Source organism: Histidinibacterium lentulum, from assembly GCF_003789055.1.
GTDB lineage: Bacteria > Pseudomonadota > Alphaproteobacteria > Rhodobacterales > Rhodobacteraceae > Oceanicola > Oceanicola lentulus.
On record NZ_ML119088.1, the window covers coordinates 56,690 to 79,160 of the forward strand.

23 protein-coding genes are annotated in these 22,471 nt (G+C 67.4%); 3 read left to right on the forward strand and 20 right to left on the reverse strand.

Going from position 1 to position 22,471, the window contains the following annotated elements; all coding sequences use genetic code 11:
• Window positions 1-90: 90 nt before the first annotated feature.
• On the forward strand, window positions 91-1,884 hold the full coding sequence (locus EAT49_RS15170; protein WP_123643144.1) for a hypothetical protein: 1,794 nt from the start codon (window positions 91-93) through the stop codon (window positions 1,882-1,884).
• Window position 1,885: 1 nt separating this feature from the next.
• Here the strand turns inward: EAT49_RS15170 and EAT49_RS15175 are convergent, their stop codons facing one another.
• The 12 genes from EAT49_RS15175 to EAT49_RS15230 form a co-directional block, all read right to left on the reverse strand.
• Window positions 1,886-2,377 carry an A24 family peptidase gene (locus tag EAT49_RS15175; protein ID WP_123643145.1) on the reverse strand — a complete coding sequence of 164 codons (492 nt, stop codon included), beginning with the start codon at window positions 2,375-2,377 and terminating at the stop codon, window positions 1,886-1,888.
• 4 nt (window positions 2,378-2,381) lie between these two features.
• Entirely contained in the window at window positions 2,382-3,239 is an 858-nt protein-coding gene (locus EAT49_RS15180; RefSeq protein WP_123643146.1) for a tetratricopeptide repeat protein, read from the reverse strand.
• A gap of 62 nt (window positions 3,240-3,301) precedes the next feature.
• Complete coding sequence (locus EAT49_RS15185) at window positions 3,302-3,859, reverse strand: tetratricopeptide repeat protein (RefSeq protein WP_425459532.1); 558 nt, start codon at window positions 3,857-3,859, stop codon at window positions 3,302-3,304.
• 135 nt (window positions 3,860-3,994) lie between these two features.
• Window positions 3,995-4,999 (reverse strand): type II secretion system F family protein, encoded by a 1,005-nt coding sequence (locus EAT49_RS15190; protein WP_123643147.1) that lies wholly within the window; start codon window positions 4,997-4,999, stop codon window positions 3,995-3,997.
• A 12-nt stretch (window positions 5,000-5,011) separates the two neighbouring features.
• Window positions 5,012-5,980 (reverse strand): type II secretion system F family protein, encoded by a 969-nt coding sequence (locus EAT49_RS15195; RefSeq protein WP_123643148.1) that lies wholly within the window; start codon window positions 5,978-5,980, stop codon window positions 5,012-5,014.
• Between the two features lie 6 nt (window positions 5,981-5,986).
• Window positions 5,987-7,450 carry a TadA family conjugal transfer-associated ATPase gene (locus EAT49_RS15200; protein ID WP_123643149.1) on the reverse strand — a complete coding sequence of 488 codons (1,464 nt, stop codon included), beginning with the start codon at window positions 7,448-7,450 and terminating at the stop codon, window positions 5,987-5,989.
• Between the two features lie 22 nt (window positions 7,451-7,472).
• Window positions 7,473-8,726 carry a CpaE/TadZ family protein gene (locus EAT49_RS15205; protein ID WP_123643150.1) on the reverse strand — a complete coding sequence of 418 codons (1,254 nt, stop codon included), beginning with the start codon at window positions 8,724-8,726 and terminating at the stop codon, window positions 7,473-7,475.
• A gap of 275 nt (window positions 8,727-9,001) precedes the next feature.
• Window positions 9,002-9,685, reverse strand: coding sequence for an OmpA family protein (locus EAT49_RS15210; protein WP_123643151.1), 684 nt, complete (start codon window positions 9,683-9,685; stop codon window positions 9,002-9,004).
• Between the two features lie 12 nt (window positions 9,686-9,697).
• A complete protein-coding gene (locus tag EAT49_RS15215) occupies window positions 9,698-11,134 on the reverse strand; it encodes a type II and III secretion system protein family protein (RefSeq protein WP_123643152.1) in 1,437 nt (478 codons plus the stop codon).
• 198 nt (window positions 11,135-11,332) lie between these two features.
• Window positions 11,333-12,187, reverse strand: a complete 855-nt coding sequence (cpaB, locus tag EAT49_RS15220) for a Flp pilus assembly protein CpaB (protein ID WP_123643153.1) — start codon at window positions 12,185-12,187, stop codon at window positions 11,333-11,335.
• Between the two features lie 109 nt (window positions 12,188-12,296).
• Complete coding sequence (locus EAT49_RS15225; RefSeq protein ID WP_123643154.1) at window positions 12,297-12,482, reverse strand: hypothetical protein; 186 nt, start codon at window positions 12,480-12,482, stop codon at window positions 12,297-12,299.
• A 237-nt stretch (window positions 12,483-12,719) separates the two neighbouring features.
• Window positions 12,720-12,905 (reverse strand): Flp family type IVb pilin, encoded by a 186-nt coding sequence (locus tag EAT49_RS15230; protein ID WP_123643155.1) that lies wholly within the window; start codon window positions 12,903-12,905, stop codon window positions 12,720-12,722.
• Window positions 12,906-13,307: 402 nt separating this feature from the next.
• On the opposite strand from EAT49_RS15230, the gene EAT49_RS15235 reads away from it, so the two are divergent.
• Window positions 13,308-14,132: a lytic transglycosylase domain-containing protein gene (locus tag EAT49_RS15235; protein ID WP_123643156.1), complete on the forward strand. Its 825-nt coding sequence runs from the start codon at window positions 13,308-13,310 to the stop codon at window positions 14,130-14,132.
• 2 nt (window positions 14,133-14,134) lie between these two features.
• Entirely contained in the window at window positions 14,135-15,595 is a 1,461-nt protein-coding gene (locus EAT49_RS15240) for a UbiA family prenyltransferase (protein WP_123643300.1), read from the forward strand.
• 4 nt (window positions 15,596-15,599) lie between these two features.
• On the opposite strand, the gene EAT49_RS15245 is transcribed toward EAT49_RS15240, so the two are convergent.
• The 8 genes from EAT49_RS15245 to EAT49_RS15280 all read right to left on the reverse strand — a co-directional run bounded on the left by EAT49_RS15245 (window position 15,600) and on the right by EAT49_RS15280 (window position 22,353).
• Window positions 15,600-16,325, reverse strand: coding sequence for an SDR family NAD(P)-dependent oxidoreductase (locus tag EAT49_RS15245; protein WP_123643157.1), 726 nt, complete (start codon window positions 16,323-16,325; stop codon window positions 15,600-15,602).
• On the reverse strand, window positions 16,322-17,623 hold the full coding sequence (locus EAT49_RS15250; protein ID WP_123643158.1) for an FAD-binding oxidoreductase: 1,302 nt from the start codon (window positions 17,621-17,623) through the stop codon (window positions 16,322-16,324). Before EAT49_RS15250 ends, EAT49_RS15245 begins: the two co-directional genes overlap by 4 nt.
• A 1-nt stretch (window position 17,624) precedes the next feature.
• Window positions 17,625-18,629: a lysylphosphatidylglycerol synthase transmembrane domain-containing protein gene (locus EAT49_RS15255; RefSeq protein ID WP_123643159.1), complete on the reverse strand. Its 1,005-nt coding sequence runs from the start codon at window positions 18,627-18,629 to the stop codon at window positions 17,625-17,627.
• A gap of 79 nt (window positions 18,630-18,708) precedes the next feature.
• Entirely contained in the window at window positions 18,709-19,011 is a 303-nt protein-coding gene (locus tag EAT49_RS15260; protein ID WP_123643160.1) for a GNAT family N-acetyltransferase, read from the reverse strand.
• Window positions 19,008-19,637, reverse strand: coding sequence for a CoA transferase subunit B (locus tag EAT49_RS15265; protein ID WP_123643161.1), 630 nt, complete (start codon window positions 19,635-19,637; stop codon window positions 19,008-19,010). The genes EAT49_RS15260 and EAT49_RS15265 overlap by 4 nt, the downstream gene beginning before the upstream one ends.
• Window positions 19,638-19,728: 91 nt before the next feature.
• Window positions 19,729-20,148, reverse strand: a complete 420-nt coding sequence (locus EAT49_RS15270; protein ID WP_123643162.1) for a DUF1801 domain-containing protein — start codon at window positions 20,146-20,148, stop codon at window positions 19,729-19,731.
• On the reverse strand, window positions 20,148-20,855 hold the full coding sequence (locus tag EAT49_RS15275; RefSeq protein ID WP_123643163.1) for a CoA transferase subunit A: 708 nt from the start codon (window positions 20,853-20,855) through the stop codon (window positions 20,148-20,150). Before EAT49_RS15275 ends, EAT49_RS15270 begins: the two co-directional genes overlap by 1 nt.
• A 142-nt stretch (window positions 20,856-20,997) precedes the next feature.
• Window positions 20,998-22,353 (reverse strand): TrkH family potassium uptake protein, encoded by a 1,356-nt coding sequence (locus tag EAT49_RS15280; RefSeq protein ID WP_123643164.1) that lies wholly within the window; start codon window positions 22,351-22,353, stop codon window positions 20,998-21,000.
• Between the last annotated feature and the right edge of the window lie 118 nt (window positions 22,354-22,471).

Genomic DNA, 22,471 nt, shown 5'->3' on the forward strand with positions numbered 1-22,471 from the left:
CGCCGGCCTTGTTTTTCCGGCGCACTTCCAACTGCATCAGTGGACGGGTAATGTGGCGGAAAAATGGATGGGCAGGCACAAGAGGCGGGCATGTTTCGGCCGAATTCGATCCTACTGGCGGGGGCCGTCCTTGCCATGCTTGCCCTTCTCGGCGGTGCCGCCCTGCTCAAGGGCGGTCTCTATATCGGCATGCATGAGGGCGACACGATCCACCTGATGGACATCGTGCTGCGCACGGCGGGGGGCCAGTGGCCCCATCTCGATTTCTCCACGCCGATCGGACCGCTCGCCTTCGCACCGATCGCGCTGTTCTCGGCCGCGGGGCTCGGGATCGGCATGTCGATCCTCTGGGGCCAGGTGTTGATGGCGGCGGCGCTGGCGCCGGCGGTCTGGTGGGTGGCCGCGACGCGGATGGACCGGGGGCCCGCGTTCCTGTTCGTTGTCTACGTCATGATCCTCGTTCTTGCGCTGATCCATGGCGAGGATGAGGCCTCGGTCTCGATCTCGATGCACTACAACCGCTGGTCCTGGGCTCTGGCCTACCTCGCCATCGCCGCAGCGGTGCTGCCGCCGATGGACAAAGGGACGGGAACGGTCGACGGGCTGATCGTGGGCCTCGCCATGGCGGCGCTGGCGCTGATGAAGGTCAGCTATTTCGTGGCCTTCGCCATTCCGGTGGCGCTCGGCTTGATCCTGACCGGCCAGAGGCGGGCGCTCGTCGTGGCGCTGATCGCGGGGCTTGCGGCGGCCGCGCTGCTGACGGTTCTGGCCGGGCCGGGTTACTGGCTTGCCTACATGGCCGACCTGCGCGAGGTCGCGGGCTCCACGACCCGGCCGCAGCCCGGCCTGCCGCTGCGCGATGTGATCAGCGGGCCGCTCTATCTCGGCGCGTCGCTGACGGCGCTGGCGGCCGTGGTCTTTCTCCGCCAGGCGGGGGCGGAGACCGGCGGGCTCATGGTCCTGCTCTTGCTGCCGGGATTCTTCTACGTGACGTTCCAGAACTTCGGGAACGACCCGCAGTGGCTGATCCTGCTGGCGGTCTTACTGCTGGCGCTGAAACCGGCGGGGGGAGGCGAGGGGCGCAACGGCTTCGGCCTCACGCACAAGGCGGCGCTGGGCGGGGCGGCGGCGGTGTCGCTGGCCTTTGCCGCGCCCTCCTTCTTCAACCTCGCCTGGTCGCCCTTCCGGCACTACACGACCGAGGCGCAGACGTTCGTGCCGGTCCTGCCGCGGGGCGGTATCAATGCGGATCTCCTGACCCTCGAGGCGAGAGCCCTGCGAACCGACATCACCGTTCCGGTCGATGCCCCGGCCCTGGGCCTTGCCGCGTTCCGGGAGGAGGAGCGGCGGGAGCATGCAATCGTCTTTCTTGGCGAGACGCGGGCCTATTGCGAACTGTCGAGCGGACTGGTCGCGGTGTTCGACGCCGTGGCGCGGGATCTCGAGGAGGCGGGCTATGGCGGTCGCCACGTCTTCACGGCCGATCTGTTCAATCCGTACTGGTTGTACGGCGATCTGGCCCCGCTGCCGGGCGGCGCGCCGTGGAACTACGGCAATCTCGCGGGTTTCGAGAGGGCGGAATTCCTGATGGTCCCCACCTGTCCCATCGCGCCACGGATGCAGTCGCCGATCCTCGCGGCGCTGGTGGAGCGCGGAACCGATGACCTGACCGAGGTGCGCCGCACGGCGCTCTATACGCTCTACCGGATCGGTGAGGCGGAGCTGCCACCCTCCGCAGGGCCCCAGGCGGAGGCCATTCCCGATGCCCTTCCTGAAGCCGCGCTTGAAGCCGGGGATGCGGAGGCGGAGGAGGAGATCGACCCCGACGCCGCCCGCGCGATCGATGCGCTGATCGACCGGGCGATCGAGGAGCCGTCGCCGTAGATCAGCCGCGAAGGGCGGTCAGGACAAGATAGGCGCCAAGGGCCGTTCCAAGAGGAAAACCGAAGGGGAAGCGGTGCGTCTCGCTCCAGCTCTTCCAGTGGGGCGTCAGGCGGTGCAGGGGCGAATTCTTCGCGATCCGGTGCACGAGCACGCCCGCGAGACTGGTGGCGGCAAGGATGTAGAACACGAAGGAGAGGTCCGTAACTGCAACGTAGGGCGCCGCTGCCGCAAGGAACTTGGCGTCGCCCGCCCCCATCCCCCCGGCAAGGTTCAGCACCACCCCGATGGTGAGCACGACGACGAGGTGCAGCCAGCGCCAGAGGTAGACGTCGATCGGATAGAGGAGCGCCCCGCCGATGGCGAAGATGACGACGAGAGCCCCCACGGCCTGATTGGTGATCCGCATCTCGCGCAGGTCGGTGAAGGCGACATAGAGGCAAACCGGCAGAACGAAGGGCGCAAACCACGCCGCGGCGGTGGCCTCGACGCTCAAGGCGTCAGTTCGCGACGTTGGCTTCGAGCGCGCGGAGCGAACGGACCGCTTCTTCGAAGTGTTGCGGGTGGGTCGCGATCGCCTCGTTGAGAAGGCCGCGGCCGATGGTCAGGTCGTTCTGCTTGATCGCGGCGAGAGCGAGCGTGTGCAGAAGCTGCGCGCGCTCGGTCTGGGACATGGGCACGACCGGCAGCTCGTAGTTGCGCTGGGCACCGCGGGCCAGCATCAGGTTGTTCTTGGCGGTGAACAGCGTCTCGTCGTTTCGGATCGCCTCGACGAACAGCCGCTCCGCCCCGACGAAGTCGCCGCGCGTCAGCTTCGAATAGCCCCAGTTGTTGAGGACGGAGGCAGGTTTCGTGGTGAGGCCCGCCGCGATCTCGTAGAATGTGTCGGCCTCGGACCAGTCCTCGTTGCTGTCGGCGATCATCGCCTCCAGCCGGTAGCGGCGGTAGGTCTCGTGGGTCGGAGGAATGCTGTCGAGCACGACCTCCGCCTCGTCCCAGCGGTTCGCTCGGATAAGCGCGTCGGCGTGATCGACGCTGTCCTCGGCATTGGCCTCGGGATGGGCGACGACGGCTTCCCATGCGGCGAGCGCCTCGCGCGGACGGTCCGCGCGGATCAGCGATTTCGCAAGGCCGCGCCGGAACTCGAGGCGGTCGGGCTCGCTTGCGGAGGCGCGCGTGAAGTAGGTGACGGCCTCGTTCGGGTCGGCGACGGTCAGCATGACATCGTTTAGGTTCGACTCGTCCACGACGTTCAAGTCCTGAAGCGCCCGGTTGACCTCGGCCTCGCCGGATCGTTCGCAGGCCGACAGTACGACGGCTCCCGCCATCAGGAGTGAAACGACACTCGACTTGCGCATGACGCCTGTACCTCTTGTCTGCTCTGCCCGCTTTCTCGGCCGGACCCGGTCTTGCGCCGGGCTCAGGGATCTTCGCGCGTCAGAAGGAAATCCCCCGTGCCGCGCTGCACCAGCCGAAAGTCGCTGTTCTCGTTGACGTCAGTGTAGCCCGGGTCCGCCAGTTTTGCGAGCGCCAAACGGAGGTTGTCGCGAATCGCGTCGGATTGTCCGTTCGACGTTGCAAAGGCGCGACGGAACATCTGCGCCGCCTCGCCGTTCTGGCCGCTCTCCATGAGCACCACGCCGAGATTGTTCCAGGCTTCGGGGGAGGCATCGTCGGCCTCGACGGCGCGGCGCAGCTGCCGTTCGGCCTGGTTCAGCCGCCCCAGCCTGAGGTTCGCCGACCCGAGCGCCGCGAGGGTTTCGGAGTTGAGACCCCGCTCGCCCGCGGCGCGGGTATAGGCATCGAGCGCCAGTTCGTACTGGCCCGCCGCCATGAGCCTGTCGCCGACGATGAGCTGGTCCTCCGCGGCGCCGCGCGGCGCGAGGCCGGGGGCGAACACCCCGTCGCCGTGACGGCCAGGCAGCTGGTCGCAGGAGGCGGTCATGACCGCCAGCATGAAACAGAGAACCGCTCGCATCGCCTGCCCGTCATGGCCGATCTTGCGGCGAGAATGGCGTGGCGGGGCAGACGGCGCAAGCGCCGGGGCGGGGCGTGTCCGCGGCACTTGCGTTCCTGCCGGCCCCGTGCCCGCGCCACGCGCGCAAGGTCGGCACTACCGGCTCGGGCCGACCATGAGGTTCTCGTAGATCTCGAAGACGGAGGGGCCGATGAGGATGATGAGGAGAGGCGGCACGGTGAGCATCATCGTGGCCAGCGTCATCTTCGTCGGCAGGGTGTTGGCCTTTTCCTCGGCCCTCATGACCCGCTTGTCCCGCATCTCCGAGGCATAGACCCGCAGCGCTTCGGCGATCGAGGTGCCGAACTGCTGCGACTGGATCAGCACGGTGACGAAGGAGTTGATGTCCTGCACCCCGCACCGTTCGGCCATGTCGCGCAGGACCAGCGACTTCTCCTTGCCCGCCTTCATCTCGTAGGCGACGAGCTCGTATTCCCACGAGAGGGCAGGAAAACCGGTCTTGAGCTCTTTTGCCACGCGGATGATCGCCTGGTCGAGGGACTGGCCCGCCTCCACGCAGACGAGCATCATGTCGAGACTGTCGGGGAAGCCGTTCTCGATTTCCTTTGTGCGTTCGCCGTGGCGCTTGTTGACCCAGTATTTGGGGATCATGTAGCCGACCGCGCCCGGGATCAGGATCGACAGGATGATCGCCTGCGTCGTGGGTTCGGCGCCCGCGGCGGCGGTCTGGCTCTGGACCACGGCATAGATCACCCCGCCGAGGAGGCCGAAGAGACCCAGGGCGAACTGCGCGAAATGGTACAGGCGCACCGCGTTCTTGGTGCGGTAGCCGGCCTGCAGGAGCTTCAGCTGGATCGCCGTATACTCGGCCTTGTCCTTGGGCTCGAGGAAGTTCGAGTATTTCTCGAGCTTGTCCTTGCTCTTCTTGTGACGGAGCTTGGTGCCCTCGATCAGGTCCTTGGTGTCGCTCCGCTCGCTGCGCTTGAGCTTGTCGAGCGGGTCCTCCGACTTGCGGAGCATCAACGGCAGGGTCAGCAGGATCAGCAGCAGGCCGAGACCTCCGACCGCCACCAGCGGGCCGAACGGCCCGAGGGCCTCGATCAGGAGGTCGTTGAGGGGGCCGAGAAGCGGGAGGTCCATCGCGGTCTCTCCTCAGACCTGGATATCGACGAGGCGCCGCATCACGAAGATGTTGGCGACGAGAAAGCCCGCGACCACGAGGCAGGCGGGGATGAAGGCCGCCGTTTCCATCACCTCGTCGTAGTAGTTGGGCTGCAGCACGTTGATGCCGACGAGACAGAGGATCGGAAACATCGACAGGAACATGCCCGACCATTTGGCCTCGGCCGTGATCGCCTTGACGCGCCGGAAGAGCCGGAAGCGCGCGCGGATCACCTTGGCAAGGCCGTCGAGGATCTCGGCGAGGTTGCCGCCCGAGGTCTGCTGGATCGTGACGGCCACGGCGAGAAAGCGCATGTCCTGCATGTCCATCCGTTCCGCCATGGCCTTCAGGCTTTCGCCCATGTCCCTGCCATAGGCGGCCTCGTCCGCGATCACGCCCATTTCGGTGCCCAGGGGATCGGGCACCTCGTTCGACACGATGGACACGGCCGAGGAGAAGGGATGACCGACGCGCAGCGAGCGGACCATCAGTTCCACCGCGTCGGGCAGCTGCTCCTCGATCATGCTCATCCGCTTCTTGGCCTTGTTGTTGACCCAGAGGTAGACGCCCGCGACGCCCATCACGACGGAGACCACGGCACGGATCGGCAGGCTGGCGCCCGTGGCGGCGGTGAGGCCGACGAAGGCCACCCCGGCGAGGCCGAACATCAGCATGATCAGCTGCGACGGGGAAAAGGCGATGTTGGCCTTCTGGGCCTTGGTCGCGAGCAGCGAGTAGATCGGGATCTGCTGGCTCTGCATGTGCTGCGACATCTCCTTGCGGAGCTGTTCGAGCACCTTGTCGCGGCTGTCCCCCTTCTCGAGCATGTCGAGGCGGCGGTTCACCCGGCTGTTGAGCGAGATCGATTTCCCGAAGACCGTCAGGTAGATGCCCTCGACCAGAACGAGGACGGCGACGAAGATCAGGCCATAGATGATCGGTTCTGCGGAGAGCGTCATGGCGGCCTATCCCAGGGTCGGTTCGTAGATCGAGGTCGGCAGGTCGTAGCCCCAGAGCTTGAACCGCTCGGAGAAGTGGCTGCGGACGCCGCTGGCCGTGAAGTGCCCGATGATCTTGTTGTCGGGTGTCAGGCCGACGCGCTGATAGCGGAAGATCTCCTGCATCGAGATCACCTCGCCTTCCATGCCGGTGATCTCGGTGATCGAGACCATGCGGCGGGAGCCGTCCTGCAGGCGGCTGGCCTGCACGATCAGGTTGACGGCGCTGGCGATCTGGGAGCGCACGGCCTTCAGCGGCATCTCGATCCCCGCCATCGCCACCATGTTCTCGAGACGGCTGACCGCGTCGCGGGCGGAGTTGGCGTGGATCGTGGTCATCGACCCGTCATGGCCAGTGTTCATGGCCTGAAGCATGTCGATGACCTCCTCGCCGCGGGTCTCGCCCACGATGATCCGGTCGGGGCGCATCCGCAGCGCGTTCTTGAGACAGTCGCGCTGGGTGACCGCTCCGCGGCCCTCGACGTTCGCCGGGCGGCTTTCCATCCGGCCGACATGGGTCTGCTGGAGCTGGAGTTCCGCGGTGTCCTCGATCGTCAGGATGCGTTCGGAGTTGTCGATGAAGGACGACAGCGCGTTGAGCGTCGTCGTCTTGCCCGAGCCGGTCCCGCCCGACACGATCACGTTGAGGCGGGTGGCGACGGCGGCCTGAAGATAGGCGGCCATCTCCTCGGAGAAGGCGCCGAACTTCACCAGTTCGTCGACGCCGAGCTTGTCCTTCTTGAACTTCCGGATCGAGACGAGCGAGCCGTCCACCGCGATGGGAGACACCATCGCGTTGAAGCGCGAGCCGTCGGCGAGGCGGGCGTCGACGTAGGGGTTCGATTCGTCCACGCGCCGGCCCACGGCGGAGACGATCTTGTCGATGATCCGCAGGAGGTGACGCTCGTCCTTGAAGGTCACGTCCGAGAGCATCAGCTTGCCCTTGCGCTCGATGAAGATCTGGTGCGGTCCGTTGATCAGGATGTCGTTGATGTCGTCATCCTTGAGCAGCGGCTCCAGCGGGCCGAGGCCCGTGACCTCGAAGAAGAGGTCCTGGTTGAGCTGCTGCCGCTCCTCCCGGTTGAGGACGACGCCCATGTCCTCCAGCGTCTCGTTGGATATCGAGCTGATTTCGGCGCGCAGGTCCTGTTCCGACGCGTTTTCCAGCGCCGCGAGGTTCAGGTTGTCGAGCAGGGCCTTGTGCAGCTCCAGCTTGATCTCGCCCAGACGCTCCTTGCGTTTCTTCTCCTTGTCGGCAGGCGCAGCACGGCCCTCTGTCCGGGGCATCTCGCGCATGAGCTTCGCCCGTGGCGGGACGTCGTTGGCAGCCGCGGGTGCCTTGTGCCCGGCAGAGGCCTCCGCGCTGACGGAGACAGGGGCACTCTGGACAGCCGGCTTGGCAGAACCGGCCTTCTTGTACTTCGAGAACATGTCTCAGCCTTCGACTTGGTCCTCAGCCCCCCCTGGCTTCGGACTGGTTGACGTCATGCACCTGCGCCGCGAGTTTCGCGATTTCCTTGCGGAGCGGGTTCTTCGGGATACCTTCGCCCATCGGGATGCCATGGTCGGCATTCTGCGCCACGGCCCGGCCCCCGTCGGGAAGCTGGACCTCGATCGAGATGCCGAGCGAATCCGCAAGCCGCCTGACCCGGGACTTGCCATTGAGATCGGTGAAGCGCGGGCCCCGGTTGAGGATGAAGCGCAACTTGTCGAAAGGCAGGTCCTCCGCCTTGAGCGCGCGCTTGATCCGCAGGGTGTTCTGAGCGGAGCGCATGTCCATCTCGATCATCGCGAAATAGACATGGGCGGCCTCGAGCACGGCCTGGGACCATTCGACCATGGTCGTGGGCATGTCGATGACGATGTAATCGAAATTGGCGCGCGCCTCGTTGATGAGCCGGCGCACGTCGTCGGACGACAGAAGGTCGAGGGGGATCATCTCTGTCGGGGCGGTGAGGACATGCAGCTTGTCCTGGTAGGTCATCAGCGCCTGGATGAAGCTGTCGCCGTCCATCGACTCGGTGTCCGAGAGCAGTTCGAACACCGCCTCGCGGCGGGGGAGATCGAGATAGGTCGAGGCCGAGCCGAACTGCAGGTCGAGATCGAGCAGGCAGACGCGCGGCGGAGATTTCGGGTCGAGGCAGGCCAGTTCCCAGGCGAGGTTCACCGCGAAGGTGGTGGCCCCGGTGCCTCCGGCCATGCCGTGGACCGGCAGCACGACGCCGTTGCGGTCGCCCTCGGCGCGGATCGAGGGGCGGTGCGGATCGGACGTCGCGGCGGCGGGCACGGGCGCCGCCGGAGGGGCGAGGACGCGGTCGATCGCCTGCGCAAGCTCGTTCTCCGGCAGCGGGTAGGGGACGAACTCGTTGCCACCCTCGCGCAGCAGCTGGTGCAGCGATGCCGGGCTGACATCCTCGGCCACGATGATGACCTTGATCCCGCGGGCCCGCGCGGCGGCAATGATGTCGACGATCAGGCCCAGATCGGCCTCGTCCTGTTCATCGAGCGCGATGCAGATGAACTGCAGCGACTCCGCTTCCGGTTGTTCGAGAAAGGCGAGCGCGTCGCCGAAACCGAGATCCCCCCAGCTTTCTCCGAGCGTGGCTTCCATGTCCTCGATCAGAAGATCGAAGATCTGCACGTCACGGCTGACGGTGCAGGCGCGGATCGGTTGCGCCTCTGTCTTCAGAACTGCGGTGCTACTCATTGCCTATCGTCCTTCTGGAAAGACCCCGCCCGCCGTCCGTCAGCGCGAGCCCGCAAGCCCCGCTGCCGCCGTCGTGCGGGCAAGCCGACCGGATTTTCCGAGCGGCCTTCCCCATGCCGTCACCCTCTTCGAGGATTCGGGCCTGATTGAGGCAGGACGATCACCATTATGCGGAACTAAAGGACGATCCCCCGCGGACACGCCGGACTTTCCACGTGATGGGAGTGATCGCACGAAACCGTTAAGGCACCGTGTTCAACGGACGGAAACCGGCCTTATTGGCCAGTCGCGAATTCCGATGCGGTAATGCCTGTGATGTTCTGCGGCGCCGTCGCCGACTCCACGTATTCGCGGAAGACGACCTCGGCATACCGGCCGTTGAGGACGGTAGGATGACGCTGGAGGAAGCCCGAGACCTCCGTCACCGTGCGCCGGTTCGCGCGTTCGCGGTTCTGCGTCAGCACCAGCGGCTGGGTCTCGCCGTAGGAAACGAGCGCCTCGAGGCTCGAGCCCGGGACGCCGCGGCTGACGAGGTAATTGACGACGGCGCGGGCCCGGCGTTCGCCCAGGGCGAAATTGTAGCTGTCCGATCCGACGAGGTCGGTATGGCCGTAGACCGAAAAGCGGAGCTCGGGAAACTGGCGCATCCACGAGGCCTGAAGGTCGAGGATGCCGCGGGCCTCGGGTCCCAGTTCGGCCGAGTTGAAGCCGAAGTTGACGGTCGAGGGAACCTCGGCGTCGAACCGCTCGGCGAGGGCCACGGCATAGTCGCGCTGGCCTGACATCACCTCGATGTTGTTCACGGTCGCATTGCCGAAGAAGCCCGAATCGACGATCGCGCCGGCCTCGGCCCGGAAGGTGCGGGGACGCTCGACATCGAAGAGCCCGGGCCCGCCGGCGGTCTGGCCGCAGGCGGAGAGGGTGATCAGCGCGGCGATGGAGGCGGGAAAGGCTTTCATGTCAGGGCGTCCTCAATCCATCACGTAGCCATAGGAGCCCGAGAAGTCCTGCCGGGCGACTTCGGCCGCGGCGCCCTGCTGGGGCGTGCCTCCGGGGCCGGCCTGGGCCGCGACGCGGCCGTAGAGAAAGAGATCGCGCTCCGTCGGCGGGCGCACCCTGTCGGTGGGCAGGGCCAGCGCCTCGCCCCGGGTCGGCGTCACAAGGTGTGGAGTCACGATGATCACCAGCTCGGTCTGTTCGCGCTGGTATTCGGCGGACCGGAACAGCGCGCCGAGGACGGGAATGTCCCCGAGCCACGGCACCTGGCTGTTGAGGTCGTTGAAATCGTCCGACAGGAGTCCCGCGATGGCGAAGCTCTCCCCGTCGCGCATCTCCACGGTGGTGGAGGTCTCGCGGCGGCTGAAGGCGTCGACGGTGAAACCGCCCTGGCTGAAGCCGTTCGAGGGGTCGATGGCGGAGACCGCCGCCTCGAGTTCGAGGTTGATCACGTCGCCGTCCACGACCCGCGGGATGAAGTTCAGCTCCACGCCGAAGGGCTTGTATTCGATGGTGATGGCGCCGTTTTCCTGGCTGACCGGGACCGGGTATTCGCCGCCCGCGAGGAACCGCGCTTCCTGGCCGGACAGGGCGGTCAGATTGGGCTCGGCAAGCGTCCGCACGACGCCGCGGCTTTCGAGCGCCTCGAGCAGGATGCCGATTTCCAGACCGCCCGCGTTGAAGCCGAAGAGCGTGGCGCCATTGTTTGCGCTGCTGCCGGGCAGGGCGCCGGTCAGCGCGCTGCGGGCCGCGCCGTTGCCCGCAAGGGTGTTCGTGCCGGTGACATTGCCCAGGTTGCCGTCGAACAGGGTGCCCGCGACCGACAGGGACGAAGAGAGCGACTTCGAGACCGAGCGCTGCATCTCGGCAAAGCGGACCTTGAGCATCACCTGCTGCACGCCGCCCACGGTCATCAGGTTCGAGACCCGGTCCGGCGCATAGCGCTGCGCCAGTTCCAGAGCCCGGTCGAGCCGGACGATGGAAGAGACATGACCCGAGAGCACGATGCCGTCGTTGGCCGTGCGCACCTCGATCTGTTCGCCCGGCAGGATCTGCTGCAGGCGTTCCTTGAATTCGTCGATGTCGGGGGTGACCTGCACCTCGACATTGGTGATCAGCCGTCCGTCTGCCGCGAGGAGCGTCAGCGTCGTCCGCCCCGGCTCCTTGCCCAGAACGTAGAGCGTGCGGTCCGACAGGGTGGAGATGTCGGCGATCATCGGATTGGCGATGGAGACTTCGGCGAAGGGCGTATCGCTCTCGACCACCACCGCGCGGTTCATGGCCACCTGAAGCGCACCGGAGGGCGAGCCCCGCAGCACGCTCAGGGTCTGCGCCGTGGCCTGGGACGCCGGCACCGCAAGCGTCAGCGCGAGGCCCGCAAGCGCGGCCTTGAGAAATCCGTCATGTTTCATGGTGACCTGCCTCTATGTCACGCTCGACGCGAGCTTTGCGCCCGTCGTTGAGCCCAAGCATTGCCCGGGCGGGCCTTCATTGCAAGAATCAACAGCTTGAGCAGGTGGTCTCATGTGGACATGAGGCAACAGACCAGCCCGTGAACGCAGAACGGGCGCGCCGCGTGGCGCGCCCGTAAGGTTCGAAAAGTGCAAGCCTCAGTTCGTGCAGGGGATCGGGATCTCGGTGACCTGGCCCCCGCGGTTGGTGCGGATCGTGCAGACTTCCTCGGGGGTTTCCTGAACCACCGTCTGCTGCTCGGGAATGCCGAGAAGGCGTCGCTGATCCACCTGGACCGCCTCGGCCACGGTATCGTCCTGAGCCCCGACGAGGCTCAACGACAGCCTGCCGGTGGACTGCGCCTGGGCGAGGGCCGCGACCTGTTGCGGCGTCACCTCGACCGTGACGGTCCTGGCGATCGTGGTAGAGAAGCCCGACCCATCGGATTGCTGGTCCACGGCCACGAGAGTGATGTTGCTCTCGATCAGCTTGGTAACCTCCTCGACGTCGCCGCCGCTGCTCCGCGCGCGACCGGTCCAGTAGATGTCGACCCGGTCGCCGGGCCGCAGGAAGCCCGAGACGCCCGACGAGACATCGACGCTGATGGCGAAGGCGCGCATCCCGCGGCCCAGCCGCGCGGTGATGCCCGCGTCCTCGCCGGGTTCGGTCACCTTCACGGCCAGCACGGGCTCCCTGGGCTCCATGGGGCGCAGGACGAAGCGCAGTTCATCCGGTCCGTTGGGGAAGAGTTCCTCTTCCGTGCGAAACACGCCCTCGGGCAGGTAAGGCTCCGCGTAGCGGATCATCTCGACGTCCTCGCGGGTGATCTGGTCGCCATAGGCGAGCGCCCGGGTCACCGCGAAGACCTCCACGGTGGGAACCGCCTCGGCCGCCTTCGCCGCCGCGGCGCGGGCCTCCGCCTGGGTCTGTTCGAGGTAACCCTGCGCCATGTAGACCGCGAAGCCCGCGAGGCCGATCCCCACGATCAGAACGAGTCCGAAAACAGCTCTCATGCTCTGTCCTTCCGTTTCATGGCTTGGCAAACAGGATTGTGTGGGTTCCCGGGGTCCACCGACCCCGGAAGGATGCGGCTTCGATGCGGCAAGGCCATCCCATGATCGATCATTCGGAGTTCTCGGCATGCTCGGTCAGCGCGTCGCCGACGGACTGAGCGAGGTCCCTGGCGCCCGAGATCGGCCCGATGATCGCGGCCATGGCAAGGCCGACGACCGCCGCAGTGAGCACGACCCAATCGACGGAGACCGCACCGAGGTCGTCCTTGAGGAGCCGTTTGAGCGTTGAGGTCATACTGGATACTCCCAGGCTTGGGGCGATCCCCGTCCCTGGTCATCGACGAAAGACCAGGTCTTCGGCGCGGTGTTGTCAAAAGTCGGGCATTTTCTAGCGAACGATCTCGAGGCTGCGAACTCGCACCGCAGAAAGCATGTCGGGGGGCACGCCAAGACCGCGTGCCCCCCGGGAAAGTCATGTCAGGCCCAAGCAGCTCGACGTCGATCCTCGCCGACGATCAAGCTGTTCGGTTCGTTAGAAGGTCGTGCTGATGTCCTGCACGAGCTCTTCGGAGATGTTGCCCGACATCGTCGAGACGCCGCCGCTGACGGAGGCCAGCACGGCGATGCCGAGGCCGACGATGGCGGCGGTCAGCACGACCCAGTCAACGGTAACCGCGCCGTCTTCGTCGCGGCGGAATTTGGCGAGAAACTTCGTCATGTCTATCCCTCCTCAGGGTATATTGGTCCGGTCTCAGTGCTCCGGGCCGGGTCTTTCGGACCGGCCTCTCAATCGGCCCGTCCCGGTTCGGATGAGGAGATATAGCCCGTGCAATGGGGCGAGAATGGGACGTCATTCGTACATTTTCCCTGTCCTTCCGAGGCAATTTGAAGGTCTTGAATGCGGACTGGAGCCAAGCGGATTAACCTTCGTGACGATTTCCACGCCTTTGGAATCAGGAGAGCGACCCGTCCTGCCGTTGCCAAAAGGACTCGTCCGCATGTCCGTGGCGGGCGGGGTAACGGTGTCACTTTGCCGTAGGGGTATGAATCTGTCATGTTCGGCCCCGAGCCGCCGTCAGAGCGGACCAATGGAACACGAGCAGAGGCAGGACAGGGCGAGATGCGGCATAGCCTCATCGCCACTTTGGCATTGTGGACCGGGGCCGTGACCCCGGCCTGGGCGCAGAGCGATCGCCTGCAGCCAGATTTCACGTTTCGCCGCGTCCCCGCCCCGCCGGCGGGGCAGGTCGGGCGCATCACCGTGCAAATCGATCCGTCCTCGCGGCCGGCCCGGCCTGCCGCGGCGGAGCAGACGCCTCGGCCGGCCGCCGCGGCGCGGCCACCGAGCGACCTCGACTGGTTCTGGACGACTGTCTCTCCGTCGATCCAGGACAGCGGCCCGGGGCGGCTCTTCGCGGGGCTGTCGGCGCTCGACTCGGCGCCGTCCGGTGCGCGTCTCGACGGGCCGCCGCTCCAGAGTCTCGCGGACATCGCCCGTATCCATGGCAGGGACATCCTGCGGGAAACCGTGGGCAAGGACGTGTCTCCGGCCCTCGTGCTCGCCGTCATCTCGGTCGAGAGCGGGGGGCGCGCCCGCGCGGAGAGCGGGGCTGGCGCCCAGGGGCTGATGCAACTCATCCCCGCTACGGCCGAGCGGTTCGGCGTGACCGATTCGTTCGACACGGCCCAGAACATCCGGGGCGGGGTCGCCTATCTCGACTGGCTGATGGGCGAATTCGACGGCGATCCGATCCTCGCCCTCGCGGGCTACAACGCCGGAGAGGGCGCGGTGCGGACCCATGGCGGCGTGCCGCCCTACGCCGAGACGCGGGCCTACGTCCCGAAGGTCCTCGCCGCCTGGAAGGTCGCGCGCGGACTGTGCCTGACGCCGCCCGAACTGATGACGGACGGATGCGTCTTCGCCGTCCAGGGAGACATGCCTTGAACATGACTGCCCCCGTGACATCCGGTGGCGTAATCTCTGAGCGCCCGCTCGTGCTCGATGCCGACGGCACGTTCCTGCGGACCGACATGCTGCTGGAATGCGCCTGGGCCGGGCTGGGGACGAAGCCTGGCGAGACGCTGCGCGCCTTCCGGCACTGGAGGGATAGGGCTCGGCTGAAATCGGAGCTTGCGCAGGTCGCGCCGCTGAGGGTGGACCTGCTGCCGGTGGACCCGGAGGTGAAGGCTCTGGCCGACGAGGCGCTGGCGCAGGGCCGGTCCGTGGCCCTCGCCTCGGCCTCGGACCTGTCGCTGGTGGGGCCCCTGGCGGAGCATCACGGGTTCGACCGCGCCTTCGGCTCGGACGGGCGGGTGAACCTCAAGGGCGCCGAGAAGGCACGCGCGCTCGTCGCGGCCTATGGCGAAGGCGGGTTCGACTATGCCGGGAACGAAGCTGCGGACATGGCTATCTGGGAGAGGGGTGCCGACGCCGTCGTCGTGGGCGACCGCGCCAGCGCCGCGCGGCTCCGGTCGGCGGGACGCCGGGTGACGGAGCTTGCCGGCGGCTGGGCCTGGGCCGATCTCGCCCGCGCGATGCGGCCGCATCAATGGGTCAAGAACATCCTGCTGGTGCTGCCGGTGATCGCGGCCCATGATTTCGCCCTTCCCACGCTCCTGTTGGTGCTGATCGGCATGATCGCCTTTTCGGCGGCGGCCTCCTGCATCTATCTTGTGAACGATCTGCTGGACCTCGAGGCGGACCGGCTCCACCCCAAGAAATGCCACCGGCCCTTTGCCAGCGGCGCGGTTCCGATCAGGGCGGGGATGGCGGCGACGCTGGTCCTCGGCGTGGTGGCCCTGGGGATCGGGGCGGCGCTGGGGCCGGCGTTCCTCGCGGTCGTGGCGCTCTACATGGCGCTGTCGCTGGCCTATTCGCTGAAGCTGAAGCGGATGCGCTGGATCGACATCGCGACGCTGGCCTCCCTCTACACGATCCGTGTGGTGGCGGGCGCGGCGGCCAGCGGGGTCGATGCCTCGTTCTTCATGCTGGTCTTCATCTTCCCGGTCTTCATCACACTGGGCTGCGTCAAGCGCCTGACGGAGCTGACGCTGGCCACCTCGGACGACCGCCTGCCGGGGCGCGGCTATGGCCGGCCCGACCGGGAGGATCTGCTCAACGTGTCGATCCTGGGAATGGTCGGGGCGCTGATGATCTTCTTCGGCTATTCGTTCTCCGAGCAGGGCCGAGCGCTATACCCCGACCGCTGGATCCTGTGGGTGGCGCTGGTGCCGATCGCCTGGTGGCTGTTCCGGATGGTGCGGCTGGGCTGGTACGGCAAGCAGGATTACGACCCGATCGTCTTTGCCCTCAAGGACAAGCGCGGCGTCGGGCTCCTGCTCATCACGCTGAGCCTGATGTTCTACGCGGCCGGTCTCTGGCAGGAGTGGTTCGCGCTCTGGTTCTGAGCGATCAGAAGTTCGTCTTCTTGAAGACCGGTTCGGGTACGGCGCGGATCACGGTCATCACCAGCCGCCAGATGCCGGCGGTGTAGATCACGTTGCGCTTGCGCGTCAGGCCCTTGCGGATCGCCGTTGCCACGGCCTCGGGCGTCGTCATCAGCGGCATCTTCAGGCCCCAGGTCATCGCGGTGTCCACCGGGCCGGGTTTCACTGTCATGACATGGACACCATGGCGCGCCATGCGATTTCGAAAGCCCGAGAGATAGGCCGTGAACCCCGCCTTTGCGGCGCCGTAGACATAATTCGTCACGCGCCCCCGGTCGCCCGCGACCGACGATACGCCCGCCACAGCGCCGCCCCGCACCTCCAGCAGCGGCGCCATTTCGTGGAGAAGGCGCGCCGGGCCGGAGAGGCTGTCGATCACCGTGCCGTCGATCAGGCTGGGGTCGGCGTCGATCTCCGCCTGATCGGGCATTGAGCCCACGAAGACGGCGATGATCAGCGGGCCCTCGGTGCGCTCGGCCGCGACGCGGATCGCGGCGAAGCTTGCCGGGTCGCGGATGTCGAAGGTGACGCGTTCAGCCGACTCTGCCCCGCGGCCGAGGCAATCGGCGGCCATCGCCGCCAGGTCGCCCCCGTCGCGCCCGCAGAGGATCAGCCGCGCGCCGTCCTCGGACAACTGCCGCGCAAGGGACCGGGCTATGGCGGAACTGGCGCCAAGCAGGATCCAGGTCATGCCGCCTCCCTCAATTTAAGTCGGCGTACGAGGTCCGTTGTGTAGATCCCCTCCGGATCGGCCTTCTGCACCTCGTCGAGCCAGGCACCGTGCTCGGGATACATGGCGCGGATGCGTTCGGGGCCCGCGAGCGCGTCCTTTGCGAGGTAGAGTCTGCCTTGCGCCTCGGCAGTCATGGCCTCGAGCGCCGCGATCAGGCGCACGGCGGCGTCGCGGTTGGGGAAATCGACTGCGAGGGTATAGCCCTCCATCGGGAAGGACATCGGCCCCGCGCGCCCCGGGCCCATGCGTTTGAGGACGGCGAGTGGCGATGCCAGGCCCGACCGGGCGATCCGGTCCAGCATCGTGCGGAGCGCCTCCGTCTCCGAGAGGGGGACGACGCACTGGAACTGGTGAAAGCCCCGCTTGCCGTAGAGGCGATTCCAGGCGTGAACCCTATCGAGCGGGAAGAAGAAGCTCTCGATGGGCCGCACGACTGTGCGTCCGGCCTTGGGGACGCGGGAATAGTAGAGTGCATTGAAAGCCTTCACCACGGGCGGCGCGAGGGCGAAGGCGGGCGCGTCGAGCGGGACCGATCTGGCCGCCCTGGGCCGGGGGACGAGGCCGGGCGCGGTCTCCCCCTCCTCGACGATGCCGCGGCCAAGCGCGGCGCCGGTGGCGGTGGCGTCGATCCAGCCCACGACATAGCTCGCCTTCGAGCCGTCGAGGACGGCGAGGTGGTTCTCCCAGTCGGGGGCGCGGCGTTCGGTGACCATCATGATGTCGCCCTCGCGGCGGCTGAGGGCGAGGGTGGCCGAGGCGATGATCCCGGTCTGGCCGAGCCCACCCATGGTGGCGGCGAAGAGCGGATCGTCCGGAGTGAGCCTGCGCGGGCCGTCCGGGCCGATCAACTCGATCTCCGTCACATGCTGGCCGAAGGAACCCGTGCCGTGGTGGTTCTTGCCGTGCACGTCCATGGCGATGGCGCCGCCCACGGTGGCGAATCCGGTTCCCGGCATGACCGGCGGCAGCCAGCCGTGTGGTGCAAAGAGCCGCGCAAGATCGCCCAGCGTGACGCCCGGCTCTGCGCGCAGGAGGCCCGTGTCGGGATCAAAGCCAAGGATGCGGTCGAGGCGGCTGAGGTCGGCGATGCGGCCCCCGTCGTTGAGGGGAGCATCGCCGTAGCTGCGGCGGTTGCCCATGGCCGGCCCGGCCTTGGCGAGTGTGGGCAGGTCGCGGGCGCGTTCGGGGCGGGCGACCTCTCCGGTGGCGCTCAGGGCGCGGCCCCAGCCGGTATAGGTCATCTTCTTCCAGCGCATGTCAGGCGGCTACCTTAAGCGAGGCGCGCTCGGCCATGGGGAAGACGATCAGTCCGATGGCGATGGCGAACCACAGGGTGGTCACACGGATGATCGCTGTTGCGGGGACGGAGACCTCAAGCGGGACGCCCTCCAGCGTCAGCAGCGCGATCATGGACGCCTCTGCGCCGCCAAGGCCGCCGGGCGCGCCGGTCAGCCCGCCCGCGAGCGTGGAAAAGGTGAAGATGGCGACAGCCTTGGCCAGCCCGATGTCGGCGCCCATCCAGACCAGCAGCAGGTGCAGGGCATAGCCCTCGGCGGCCCAGCCGACGAGACTGAGCACCATGGCACCCGTCGCGACGGGCAGAGTGGAGAAGCGGGCCAGCGACCGCGCGGCGCCGCGGGCGCGGGCCATGGACCGGGGCAGGCGGCCTGAGGTGCGGTAGGCGAAGGTGACAAGCGCCACGATCAGCTTCGGCCGGGTCGCGACCCAGGCAGCGAGAAGCGCGACCATCGCGACGGGCAGGGCAAAGGTGATGCCCGAGGCGGCAAAGGCGAGCGCCAGCGCCAGGATCAGAGCCATGGCAGCGAGGTCCGCGGCGCGGTCGACGAGGGCGAGGGGGGCGGTCCGCTCTACCGGCCAGCCGGTCTCGCGCCGGAGCCAGCGCATCCGGATCAGTTCGCCCACCCGAGCTGGCGTGACGGACATGGCGAAGCCGCCGAGGAAGTGACGCAGGTTCTGCCGCAGGCCCGTCGTCAGCCCGAGCCTGCGTGCGAAGAGGTGCCAGCGCAGGCCACGGCCGAGGTAGTTCACCAGCGAGAGCGCGAGCAGGGCCCCGATCTGCATCGGGCCGAGATCCCGAAGCTGGTGCATCACCTCTTCCCAGCCGGTGGCTGCGGCGAGCCCTGCTAGACCGGCCAGGACCAGCGCCGCGAGACCGCCGATCAGGAGCGCGTCCCGCCAGCGACGCCGGGACGGAACCGGAGGCGGCGCGGGCGCGGCGAGAAGGGGGCTGCTCGTGTTCATTACCGCACCGGGTAGCGACGGAATTGGGCAGCATCATGACGCTGTCTCCGGTCGGGAAACAGAACTCCGGCGACCGCCATCAGGTGGAGAAGAGCGGTTCCCATTCGGGGTGGCGCGCGCGCTGGGCGTTGACGAAGGGGCAGAGCGGGACGATGCGGAATCCGTCGCGGCGCGCGTCCTCGAGGAGGTGCTCGAGAAGCGCGCGGGCGTAGCCGCGGCCCTCGAGGGCCCGGGGGACGGAGGTGTGGTCGGCGATGACCAGCGTTGGCGAGAGAATCGAGACGGTGAGTTCGGCGGTGCCCTCCTCCGTCTCGATCACGTAGCGGCCGCGGGAGCCGTCGATCTCCTTGCGGACCGCCGGGCCGGTGTCTGGTGCGGTCATCCGACGATCGTGGCCTCCGTGGCGGCGCGGAGTTGGTCCTCGGTGACCTCGGGAGCGCATTCGACGATCTTCAGCCCGCCCTCGACCACGTCGAGCACGCCGAGGTTGGTGATGATGCGGTTGACGACGCCGGTGCCGGTGAGCGGCAGGGTGCATTCCTTCAGGAGCTTCGACTCGCCGGCCTTGTTCTGGTGGTCCATGACGACCACCACGCGGCGGACGCCGGCGACGAGGTCCATGGCGCCGCCCATGCCCTTCACGAGCTTGCCGGGGATCATCCAGTTCGCGAGGTCGCCGTTCTCGGCCACCTCCATGGCCCCGAGGATCGCCATGGCGATCTTGCCGCCGCGGATCATGCCGAAGCTGGTGGAGCTGTCGAAATAGACGGTGTGGGGCAGTTCGGTGATGGTCTGCTTGCCGGCGTTGATGAGGTCGGGGTCCTCGTCGCCCTCGTAGGGAAAGGGGCCCATGCCGAGCATGCCGTTCTCGGACTGGAGGGTCACGTTCACGCCCTCGGGGATGTAGTTCGGCACCAGGGTGGGGATGCCGATTCCGAGGTTCACGTAGGTGCCGTCCTCGAGTTCCTGCGCGGCGCGGGCGGCCATCTGATTGCGGTCCCAGGGCATGATCCTGCCTCCTGTCTGCGGGGCGTCCACACGTGGACGCCAGTGTAAGTCATTGACTTCAAGCGAAAATCGCTGTGGACATCCGCTTGCGTTAACCTTTCGTGTCGTGCCCGGGGGCGCCTTCGGCCGCCGCGCGGCGTTCGGCCACGGCCGCGTCGAGGAGGGCCGCAAGCGCGGGGTCCTCGACCTCGGCGGGCGTCCGGAGCTTCACATGGCGCAAGGACTTGCCCGTGCCGTCGAGCCGGCCTTGCGGGTCCGGCAGGTGCGCGCCCTGCATGAAGCCGAAGTTCACATGCGCCTTGTGCGGCATGGCCCAGGCGAAGCCGTCCTTCATCTTGTTGCCCCCCATGCCCCACCAGACCGAACCCTCGCGGGCGCTGGCGCTTTCCACGGCACCGGGAGCATGGCGGGCCACGAGCGCCCGGATCGCCTCGAGCAGGGGCCGGTGGGCCGGCACCTTCGCCGCCACGTCCTCGAACGTGCCGAGCCGGGTGTCGAGCACGAAGCCCATCAGGCCGCCGCGGGCCGGGGGCGCGTGGTGCGCTGCTCGATCCGCTTCTCGTGGGTGCCCTGGATCAGGCGGTTCACGTAGATGCCGGGCAGGTGGATGTGGTCGGGATCGAGCGTGCCGGGCTCGACGATCTCCTCGACCTCCATCACGCAGATGCGGCCGCACATGGCGGCGGGCGGATTGAAGTTGCGCGCGGTCTTGCGGAAGATCGCGTTGCCGGTGGTGTCGGCCTTCCAGGCCTTGACGATGGAGAGATCGGCGAAGATGCCCCGCTCGAGCACATACATCTCGCCGTCGAATTCCTTGGTTTCCTTGCCCTCGGCGATCTGCGTGCCGTAGCCGGTCTTGGTGTAGAAGCCCGGAATACCCGCACCGCCCGCGCGCATCCGCTCGGCGAGCGTGCCCTGAGGATTGAATTCGAGCTCGAGTTCCCCGGAGAGATACTGGCGCATGAATTCCGCGTTCTCGCCGACATAGGAGGACATCATCTTGCGGATCTGGCGGGTGTCGAGCAGCTTGCCGAGGCCGAAGCCATCGACGCCGCAGTTGTTGGAGGCCACGGTGAGGTCCTTGACACCGGACTCGACGATGGCGTCGATCAGCAGTTCGGGGATGCCGCAGAGGCCGAAGCCGCCCGCCGCGATGAGCATTCCGTCCTCGAGAAGCCCGTCGAGAGCCTCTGCCGCGCTGCCATAGACCTTCTGCATGCCGTACCCCTGCTGGTATCCCTGCGGTTCATCGCCGCGAACCCTACGGCCCGGAGGCCGGGTGTCAACGCCATGCGGGTCGCGGCCGTGGCGGGAGGCGGGGTGTTAGCGCTCGCGGGCCCGCCCGCCGTCTCGCCCGTGATCACGGACCGAAGGGCTGGGGTGCCGCCGTGTCGTCGGGCCGGGTGCGGGCAATGGCGATGCCGAAGGTCAGGATGCCGAGCCGCCCGGCCGTCATCAGGACGATGACGAGGATCTTGCCCGGCTCGCTGAGAGCGCCGGTCAGACCCATGGACAGGCCCACGGTGCTCATGGCCGAGACCGCCTCGAAGAGGATGTGCTCGAAGGCGGCGCCGGCCTCGGTCGCGGCCAGCAGCCCGGACGCCACGACGAGAAAACCGATGTAGTACGCGAATGTCGCGGTGGCTGTGCGCATCTTCTCCGCTGGCACGCGGTGACCGAAGAGTAGCACGTCGCGCCGCCCACGCAGTGTGCAGCGCACCAGTGCAAAGAGCGTGGCAAAGGCGGTTGTCTTGATGCCGCCGCCCGTTCCGGCAGGCGAGGCGCCGACGACCATAAGCACCAGCAGCACCATGATCGAGGGAACGGCGAGGTTGCCAATGGGAACAGTGTTGAACCCCACAGTGGTGGCCGCGGTCATCGCCTGGAAGAAGGCGGCAAGGAGGCGCGCGTCCCATGGCAGGACCGCCACCGTAGGTTCGAAGAGTGCGAGCAGAACCGTGCCCGCGCCGATCAGCGCCAGGGTGACGGACACGATGATCCGCGTTGTGAACCCGAAGGAGACCCGGCGCCGGAGGAGGGTGCGCCAGATATCGACGGCGATGAGAAACCCCATCGCCCCGAGGATCGAGAGCGCCGCGACGGTCAGCGAGACGCCCGGATGCGCGACGTAGCCTTCGAGGCTGGTCGCGAAGAGCGAGAATCCGGCTGTGCAGAAGGCTGAGACCGAGTGGAAGATCGCCGCCCAGAGGGGGCTTTCGACACCCGCCCTGAGGAACATCGGGTAGAGGATCGCGGCGCCGGCGGCCTCGACCAGGAAGGTGAAGAGGAAGACGGCCCGCAGGAAGGCGCCAATGCTGACCGGCGAGGGAAGCTCGAAGGCGGCGCGCGCCGCGGCCTCGCGGCGGCGCGAGATGCGGTGCTGCACGACGAGGAGCGCGACCGAGCCGATGGTCATGTAGCCGAGACCGCCGAGCTGGATCAGCGCAAGGATCACGATCTCCCCGAAGAACGTGAAGCTGCTGCCCGGATCGACAGTCACGAGTCCCGTCGTGGACACCGCGGACGTCGCGATGAAGAGGGCGTCGAGCGGCGCCACCGGGCCGGACTGCGCGACCGGCAGCATCAGAAGGCCCCAGCCCACCGCCGCATAGAAGAGATACCCGAGGAGAAGGATGCGGGCGGGGCGGTCAGCGATGCGCGCGCGCCATCCGGTGCGCGGCACGGAAAGGCCGCGGCCCGGCTCTGATTTTCTCATCCTGTGTCCCTCGGGGTCAAGCGCCGATGAACGCCGTCACCCCGGGTGCGGTTCCGTGGTCCGCCGCCGGGACACGAGGCGTTGCAGGGATGGGCCGAGACCTGGCCCAGGAACGGGC

Bases quoted from the DNA above. Each gene is read 5' to 3' on its own strand.
- EAT49_RS15275 (WP_123643163.1), bottom strand. From the start codon at position 20,855: ATGCAGAAGGTCTATGGCAGCGCGGCAGAGGCTCTCGACGGGCTTCTC.
- EAT49_RS15280 (WP_123643164.1), bottom strand. From the start codon at position 22,353: ATGAGAAAATCAGAGCCGGGCCGCGGCCTTTCCGTGCCGCGCACCGGA.
- EAT49_RS15260 (WP_123643160.1), bottom strand. From the start codon at position 19,011: ATGACCGCACCAGACACCGGCCCGGCGGTCCGCAAGGAGATCGACGGC.
- EAT49_RS15185 (WP_425459532.1), bottom strand. From the start codon at position 3,859: ATGCGAGCGGTTCTCTGTTTCATGCTGGCGGTCATGACCGCCTCCTGC.
- EAT49_RS15200 (WP_123643149.1), bottom strand. From the start codon at position 7,450: ATGTTCTCGAAGTACAAGAAGGCCGGTTCTGCCAAGCCGGCTGTCCAG.
- EAT49_RS15235 (WP_123643156.1), top strand. From the start codon at position 13,308: ATGCGGCATAGCCTCATCGCCACTTTGGCATTGTGGACCGGGGCCGTG.
- EAT49_RS15245 (WP_123643157.1), bottom strand. From the start codon at position 16,325: ATGACCTGGATCCTGCTTGGCGCCAGTTCCGCCATAGCCCGGTCCCTT.
- EAT49_RS15195 (WP_123643148.1), bottom strand. From the start codon at position 5,980: ATGACGCTCTCCGCAGAACCGATCATCTATGGCCTGATCTTCGTCGCC.
- EAT49_RS15240 (WP_123643300.1), top strand. From the start codon at position 14,135: ATGACTGCCCCCGTGACATCCGGTGGCGTAATCTCTGAGCGCCCGCTC.
- EAT49_RS15180 (WP_123643146.1), bottom strand. From the start codon at position 3,239: ATGCGCAAGTCGAGTGTCGTTTCACTCCTGATGGCGGGAGCCGTCGTA.
- EAT49_RS15270 (WP_123643162.1), bottom strand. From the start codon at position 20,148: ATGGGCTTCGTGCTCGACACCCGGCTCGGCACGTTCGAGGACGTGGCG.
- EAT49_RS15225 (WP_123643154.1), bottom strand. From the start codon at position 12,482: ATGACCTCAACGCTCAAACGGCTCCTCAAGGACGACCTCGGTGCGGTC.
- EAT49_RS15210 (WP_123643151.1), bottom strand. From the start codon at position 9,685: ATGAAAGCCTTTCCCGCCTCCATCGCCGCGCTGATCACCCTCTCCGCC.
- EAT49_RS15190 (WP_123643147.1), bottom strand. From the start codon at position 4,999: ATGGACCTCCCGCTTCTCGGCCCCCTCAACGACCTCCTGATCGAGGCC.
- EAT49_RS15265 (WP_123643161.1), bottom strand. From the start codon at position 19,637: ATGCCCTGGGACCGCAATCAGATGGCCGCCCGCGCCGCGCAGGAACTC.
- EAT49_RS15215 (WP_123643152.1), bottom strand. From the start codon at position 11,134: ATGAAACATGACGGATTTCTCAAGGCCGCGCTTGCGGGCCTCGCGCTG.
- EAT49_RS15255 (WP_123643159.1), bottom strand. From the start codon at position 18,629: ATGAACACGAGCAGCCCCCTTCTCGCCGCGCCCGCGCCGCCTCCGGTT.
- EAT49_RS15170 (WP_123643144.1), top strand. From the start codon at position 91: ATGTTTCGGCCGAATTCGATCCTACTGGCGGGGGCCGTCCTTGCCATG.
- EAT49_RS15205 (WP_123643150.1), bottom strand. From the start codon at position 8,726: ATGAGTAGCACCGCAGTTCTGAAGACAGAGGCGCAACCGATCCGCGCC.
- EAT49_RS15250 (WP_123643158.1), bottom strand. From the start codon at position 17,623: ATGCGCTGGAAGAAGATGACCTATACCGGCTGGGGCCGCGCCCTGAGC.
- EAT49_RS15230 (WP_123643155.1), bottom strand. From the start codon at position 12,905: ATGACGAAGTTTCTCGCCAAATTCCGCCGCGACGAAGACGGCGCGGTT.
- cpaB (WP_123643153.1), bottom strand. From the start codon at position 12,187: ATGAGAGCTGTTTTCGGACTCGTTCTGATCGTGGGGATCGGCCTCGCG.